The organism is Clostridium liquoris (assembly GCF_002995785.1).
In the GTDB taxonomy this organism is placed as follows: Bacteria; Bacillota; Clostridia; order Clostridiales; family Clostridiaceae; genus Clostridium_AO; species Clostridium_AO liquoris.
The window spans coordinates 22,288-28,860 of record NZ_PVXO01000050.1; the positions used below are offsets into that span (position 1 = coordinate 22,288).

At 28.1% G+C, this 6,573-nt stretch carries 6 protein-coding genes; all 6 read right to left on the reverse strand.

The features are described 5' to 3' along the window. Positions 1 to 220: 220 nt before the first annotated feature. Positions 221 to 916: a response regulator transcription factor gene (locus tag CLLI_RS09310; protein ID WP_106063944.1), complete on the reverse strand. Its 696-nt coding sequence runs from the start codon at positions 914 to 916 to the stop codon at positions 221 to 223. Between the two features lie 18 nt (positions 917 to 934). Continuing rightward, positions 935 to 2,392 (reverse strand): sensor histidine kinase, encoded by a 1,458-nt coding sequence (locus CLLI_RS09315; RefSeq protein ID WP_106063945.1) that lies wholly within the window; start codon positions 2,390 to 2,392, stop codon positions 935 to 937. Positions 2,393 to 2,401: 9 nt separating this feature from the next. After that, positions 2,402 to 3,154: an ABC transporter permease gene (locus CLLI_RS09320; protein ID WP_106063946.1), complete on the reverse strand. Its 753-nt coding sequence runs from the start codon at positions 3,152 to 3,154 to the stop codon at positions 2,402 to 2,404. Then, entirely contained in the window at positions 3,141 to 3,866 is a 726-nt protein-coding gene (locus tag CLLI_RS09325) for an ABC transporter ATP-binding protein (protein WP_106063947.1), read from the reverse strand. The genes CLLI_RS09320 and CLLI_RS09325 overlap by 14 nt, the downstream gene beginning before the upstream one ends. Before the next feature lie 229 nt (positions 3,867 to 4,095). Then, on the reverse strand, positions 4,096 to 5,328 hold the full coding sequence (locus CLLI_RS09330) for a hypothetical protein (protein ID WP_106063948.1): 1,233 nt from the start codon (positions 5,326 to 5,328) through the stop codon (positions 4,096 to 4,098). Between the two features lie 130 nt (positions 5,329 to 5,458). Continuing rightward, positions 5,459 to 6,421 (reverse strand): LysR family transcriptional regulator, encoded by a 963-nt coding sequence (locus tag CLLI_RS09335; protein WP_170063693.1) that lies wholly within the window; start codon positions 6,419 to 6,421, stop codon positions 5,459 to 5,461. Positions 6,422 to 6,573: the final 152 nt, after the last annotated feature.

The window sequence follows — 6,573 nt, forward strand, 5'->3', positions numbered from 1 at the left end:
ATCTTGATTATATTATAATACATATTATATCTTTTTAAAATGATAGTATTATGTACTTATAATATAAAAAACTAGTACACATTATTTTAACCATGGTACTAGCTTATAAATAAAAAATAGCTTTACCAAAAGTAAAGCCATTTTTTATTATATTACACAACATCCTATTTTTCAATTATAAATTTCATTCATATTTTCTCATTAACGCCATGGCGGCTGCTTATACCCTAATCCTATAACCAACTCCCCACACTGTTTCAATATATTGTGGATTTGATGGATTGGATTCAATTTTTTCTCTTATTTTTCTAATGTGTACTGTAATAGTAGCATTGTCTCCAAGGGAATCTAAGCCCCAAATTCTCTCAAACAACTCATCTTTTCCAAACACTCTATTAGGGTTTTGTGCCATATACAGTAATAACTCAAATTCTTTTTGTGCTAGATTAACTTCTTTGCCATTTATAAATACTTGTCTTGAATCCTTGAGTATTTCTAGCCCTCTAATAGTTATACTATTATTATTTGACTTATTGCTAAACTTATTTTTTAATCTCTCATAATTTTGGATATGAGATTTAACTCTTGCAACTAATTCTCCTGGACTAAATGGTTTTGTTATATAGTCATCTGCTCCAAGACTTAATCCCTTTATTTTATCAATTTCTTCCTTTTTAGCAGAAACCATTAGCACTGGTATATCTTTATGTTCCTGTATAATTCTTAATATATCAAATCCATCAATTTTAGGGAGCATAACATCAAGAATTATTAAATCGTATTTATTTTCCTTTATTTCATTTAATCCAGATACTCCATCGGTACAAATTTTCACTTCAAATCCCGATAGTTCTAAGTAATCTCTTTGAAGTTCAGCAATACTTATGTCATCTTCAACTATTAATATCTTCTTCATATTCTTCAAAGCCCCCAATTAATTCTCTACCTGCTTATTTCCCATTACCTTTCCAAGAGATATCATAATACTTGTTCCCTCATCTCCATGGCTAACTGCCCATATTCTTCCTTTATGTCCCTCTACAATCTGTTTTGCAATAGAAAGCCCTAATCCACTTCCTTTAGCCCCACTTCTTGCAGTATCTGACCTATAAAATCTATAAAATATTTTATTAATATCATCATTATCAATTCCAGAACCATTATCTCTTATCTCTATAATAATGCTAGAGTTTGTCTCTCTTAAATTTAGTGTTATTTCCCCTTGTTCTTTATCCATATATTTACAGGAATTCCCTATAATATTTAATATTACTCTTCTCATTCTTTCTCTATCTATCATAACATATTTACAAGTTTTTAAATCATTCTTCAATTGTATTTTTATATTATTTTTTATAAGTTCGGGTTCAATTTCATACACACAGTAATTAAAGTATTCAATAATATCTGTTTTTTCGAAATTAAAAGGAATCTGATTTAAATCAAGTTTTGAGTATAAAAGTAAATCATCAATCATATGATCAATGTGTTCAGCCTTTGAATAAATGGTTTTTAAATAATTTTTTCTTTTTTCTTGTGTATTTGCTACTCCATCTAATATTCCTTCAACATAACCTTTTATTGATGTTATTGGTGTCTTTAGATCATGGGAAATACTTGATATTAGAACTTTACGATTATCATCATACTTCATTTTCATAGTTATAGAATCCTTTAACTGTACTCTCATAGCCTCAAAGCCATGACATAGTTCCTGTATTTCTTTATCCCCATCTTCAATAATCTCACAGTTTAAATTTCCCGTGCTAATTTCAATTGTGGCCTTTTTTAAGTCCTTAATAGGCTTTATTATTCTCTTTGAGAAAAGGTATGACATAATCATGTTGGTAATTATAAAGGATATTATATAAACCACAATAGCAGCAATAATAAGTTTATTAAGCAAACTAATATCTTCTCCTATAGGTGCTAATAATATTAAACTTATAGCTGCATTATCTTTTGAATTTATATTGATAACTTCAACCATATAAGAAATTCTATCAATTACAATTTTCTTATCCATCTTATTTTTTTCCACTAATTCCATACACTTTTCTATATCTATTTTATTAATGTTATTAGGATTAGCTATAATTTTATGTTCTTTAATAATTATAAATTTGCCATTCAGACTTGAAATCTGCTGTGATAAATTTTCTTGAAATTTAGTTTCTTCAACATTTTCAATATTTTGTTTTAATATATCATTTCTAATAGCTACTAGTTCAGACCTTATAAGAACATTTTTTTTAAATCCATCATAATTCATATCCATTCCAAGAAACTTTGATGACACAAATAAAAAACCAGATATGGTTATAACCGTAATAATAACTGGTACTATAGCTGTTATGGTATTAGATATTATAAATCGTTTTTTTATATCCATTTCTTCACCTTAAAAATCTTTTTTATCAAATAAATAATAACCAAGTGTAAAAAGTAATATACCATAGCTCAGCATCATCATAAACTGACGAAAAATTTTTAAGAATGGAAAATTACTCATTATCCATAAATTATACCAGTTAAACATTGATGTGAAAAATATCCCCGAATATTGTGAAAATATAATTTCTAAAGCTTTAAAAATAATGAAAACAAAAATTGATAAGAAAAATACACCTGTTCCACTTTTTATAATGTTAGTAAAAGTTATAATTAGCAATACTAAAATCATCATAGGAAAAATTGTAACTGCATAGGATACAACTATTCTCATTATGCCTTGAAATGTAAAAGAATTGAAATTAAAAATTACTCCTGCAATAATTGAAAAAATCATTACAAATAAAAGATTAGTCAATACAAAAAACATTATAGCTACTATTTTTGCCGTAAAAAATTTCAATCTTGTTATTGGTCTTGTAATGGCAATCTTCATAGTATTATGAGAAAACTCTCCTGAGAAACTATCTATGGTAACCAGTGCAGTAAAAAGAGGTAAAATGGTATTAACCACTACAGATAGTACCAATATTGGGAAGTCCATGCTAGAAGCACCTCTTAATCCAAATCCACTTCTTACTCCCACAATAATAAGTTGTCCTATTACTATAAAAATTAGTGACACTATTGCTGCTACTATAACTTTTTTCTTTTTATATAGCTTTTCGATTTCGTTAACTACAGCAGCCTTAAATTCTACCATTTCGTTCCACCTCGCTTATGAAATAGTTCTCCAATGAAGCATAATTATTTAATATATTCTCAGTGGTATCTACATTAAGCATCCTTCCATTATATAGAACCCCTATTCTATTACAAGTAAGTTCTATGTCATGAATAAGATGGCTTGATATAAAGAAGGTAGTTTTTTCTTTTTCAGCAAGATCTTTTATAAGGTTTCTTATATCCAACATTCCCTCAACATCCAAACCATTTAAAGGCTCATCCAGAATAACAATCTCAGGTCTAGATAAAATTGCTGCTGCAATTCCTAGTCTTTGTTTCATTCCAAGTGAAAACTTTCCTGTTTTTTCATTTTTAAATCTTTGAAGTCCTACAATCTCCAAAACTTCTTCAATTCTCTTATCATCAACATCTTTATAATATCTTGAAAATTGTTTAAGATTTTCATAAGCAGTTAAATATGAATATGACTCTGCGGTTTCAATAATACATCCTACCTTTGACATAGCTTTTTCAAAATCCTCTAGTACACTATATCCTAAAATCTTAACATCACCACTATCTGGTCTTATTAGTCCGGTCATAATTTTCATAGCAGTAGTTTTTCCAGCCCCATTTGGTCCTAAAAATCCAAATACATCCCCTCTATTTAGCTCTAGATTGATATCCATTATTCCTCTTCCATTTTTATAAATTTTACTCAGGTTATTTATCTCAATAACTTTCTCCAATTTAACCCCCCCTAAAAAAAATTGTGTCCAATTTTTTAAATTGACAGTTGACAGAGGACAATTGACAGTTGAGGTAAGAGGTAAGAGCTAAGAAGTAATAGTTCTTATCCAAATAACAAATTCCAATTTGACCTAATGTCAATGAAAAAAATTATCCTTAACTGTCAACCGTCAATTATCAATTGCCCACTAAAAAAGGTGCATAGTGCTTTTTTTGTTTTATTTACTATTAATCAAATACTCTATTAAATTGTCCATCAAAATTTGCTCCAGATTTTGATGCATTTGGCAAATAAAAATAAACTTTTACATTCTGCCTATCAATGCTTATATTGCCTTTTTCTGAAGAACCTTCAACATTAAATCTTGCATTATATTTATCTTTATCATATTTTGCATCAAATTTTAAATCTTTTGTTGCATAATTTTCATATCCTTTTATATATTGTTCATGATATAATCCAGAAATGGATTCATTATCAGAATGATCTATGGTTAATATTCTTTCTCCAATTTTTTGGAACCTACCATCTTTTTCTATAATTATATCATTATTATACTTACCAACATACTTTTCAGGATTTGCAAGTTCATCGTTATTCTTTTGTACGTGCTTTTCTACTTTCTTTCCTGAAAGATTTGGCTTATTTACAGCTGTAGAATTAACATTAGTTATTTTACCAAGTACTTCAAATGTAAACTCATGTTCCTTACCCTGCTCATCCTTGCCTGAAAGTATTCCTGTACCATTAACACTTTGTATTACCCCATTCTTACCTACAATCATCCTGCCTTTAGCTTCCTTAACATATACATCTTTAGCGATCCTTGGCATAATATTTGCTTCTTCAGGATTCCTATTAACTGAAACTTCATTCTTTAATGTGTATGATGCAATAGCGTTTATAAGTGCAGGTATTTGAGCTTCACTTATAGATCCAGATAGCTCTTTACTTCCATCGGATTTCTCATCCACTACAACATAATCCTTTAAATTTCCTACAACAGCATCTATTATCTTTTCAACATCCCCTGCTTTCTTTTCCTTAAATGGATTCTTAATGCCTTCTTCTTTAGATGGAGTTTCATATTCAGTTACATAGTAAATACTTTTATTTTCATTAGTAGTAATCACACCATTTTTATCTTTATAGAAGTAACCTTCTTTCTTTTTATTTCCTATAATACTTGTATTAACATTTTCACAGGCATTTTTAGCTATATCATATTTATTTAATGTATTTTCTGAAATAATAACCTTACCGTTATCTTTCATAGTCATGGATACATCCATAGTGTAATTTGAAAATTTACTAGTAAGACTATCTGCCGAATACTTTATTGCATCCTTAGCTTGATCATACCCACTTTTAGACATTACTTCCGCCATAGCAGTTGTTGCAAACATTAAAGTACCTACAGTGAAACTTAGAATCATTGCCGCTTTCTTTTTAATCTTCACGCTATAACATCTCCCTTACATTTTTATTTAATCTCTAACTGGAAAGCTTTCCATGTTTTATTATAAATGAAGTATCTATAGTTTTTCTAAAGTAATTATAAAGAAATTCTAAAGTTTTATACAGCCCCTGCTATTTAACAGGAGCTGTTCTTTGTGGTTTCCCATAGTTATCTTTTAATATTTTAATAAATTTCTTTGAAAGCTCATCAATAGTCTTATCTTTTAAATTTATTGCCCACATTTCTCCCCATATACTTTGAAATTCATTGTCATCTTCAATGGGAACAGACACAATATTATATGTTTCCTCTTGATTTATAGTATCTTTTATCCCTATTGTAAAATAATTTGTTTGAGTTAATACATTATGTAACATTGCACGATTGTTCACATATATAATTTTATTGATTTTATCCATATTTTTTAAATTATATATAGATACATAATCCACACTTTCAATGCCAAATCCCATATAATCAGTATATCTAACCATACCATATTTATAAAGCTCTTCAAGACGTATTTTATGACCATTCTTTAATAATGGATGATTTTTAGATAGTATAACTTGTCTATCTAAGTCACAAATAAATGTATAATTTATATTTTTCATTTTAAGTATATTAATAAAGGTATTTTTCATAGATTTTGGAATATATACCACACCAATATTAGATTCTTGAGAATAAATATCATTGATTACAGTATAATTATTTGTTTCTTTAATATAAAATCGTGTATCGGTTTCATTTTCATATTCATCATTAAGTCTAAAAAAAGTATCTATAGTATGTGAAGAATGAATAGTAGATAATTTAAAAGTATATATCTTACTTTGTGTGTCATTATATAGATTTATAAAGTTTTCTACATCTTTAATTACTTTTTTAGCATGTTCAATAACTTCTCCCCCCTGATCAGTTACTTGAACACCATTCTTGTTCCTTATAAAGATAGTTACATTAATCTCTTCTTCAAGTTCATGGATGGCTTTACTTAAATATGGTTGTGTTAAAAAAAGAGAACGAGCGGCCTTAGATATTGAGCCTTGTTTTTCTATTTCTATAATATATTTTAAATATTCAATTTTCAAAAATAACACCCCCCATAGTAAAGTTTATAGTATTCTCGAAAACTCCCAAGGTACTGAAGTTTCTACATTAATTTTTCTATAGAAATCAGCTTCACCCCAGAGTTTTTTCAAGTTTTATATTGTACGAATAGCTTATATAATTTAAGATATTC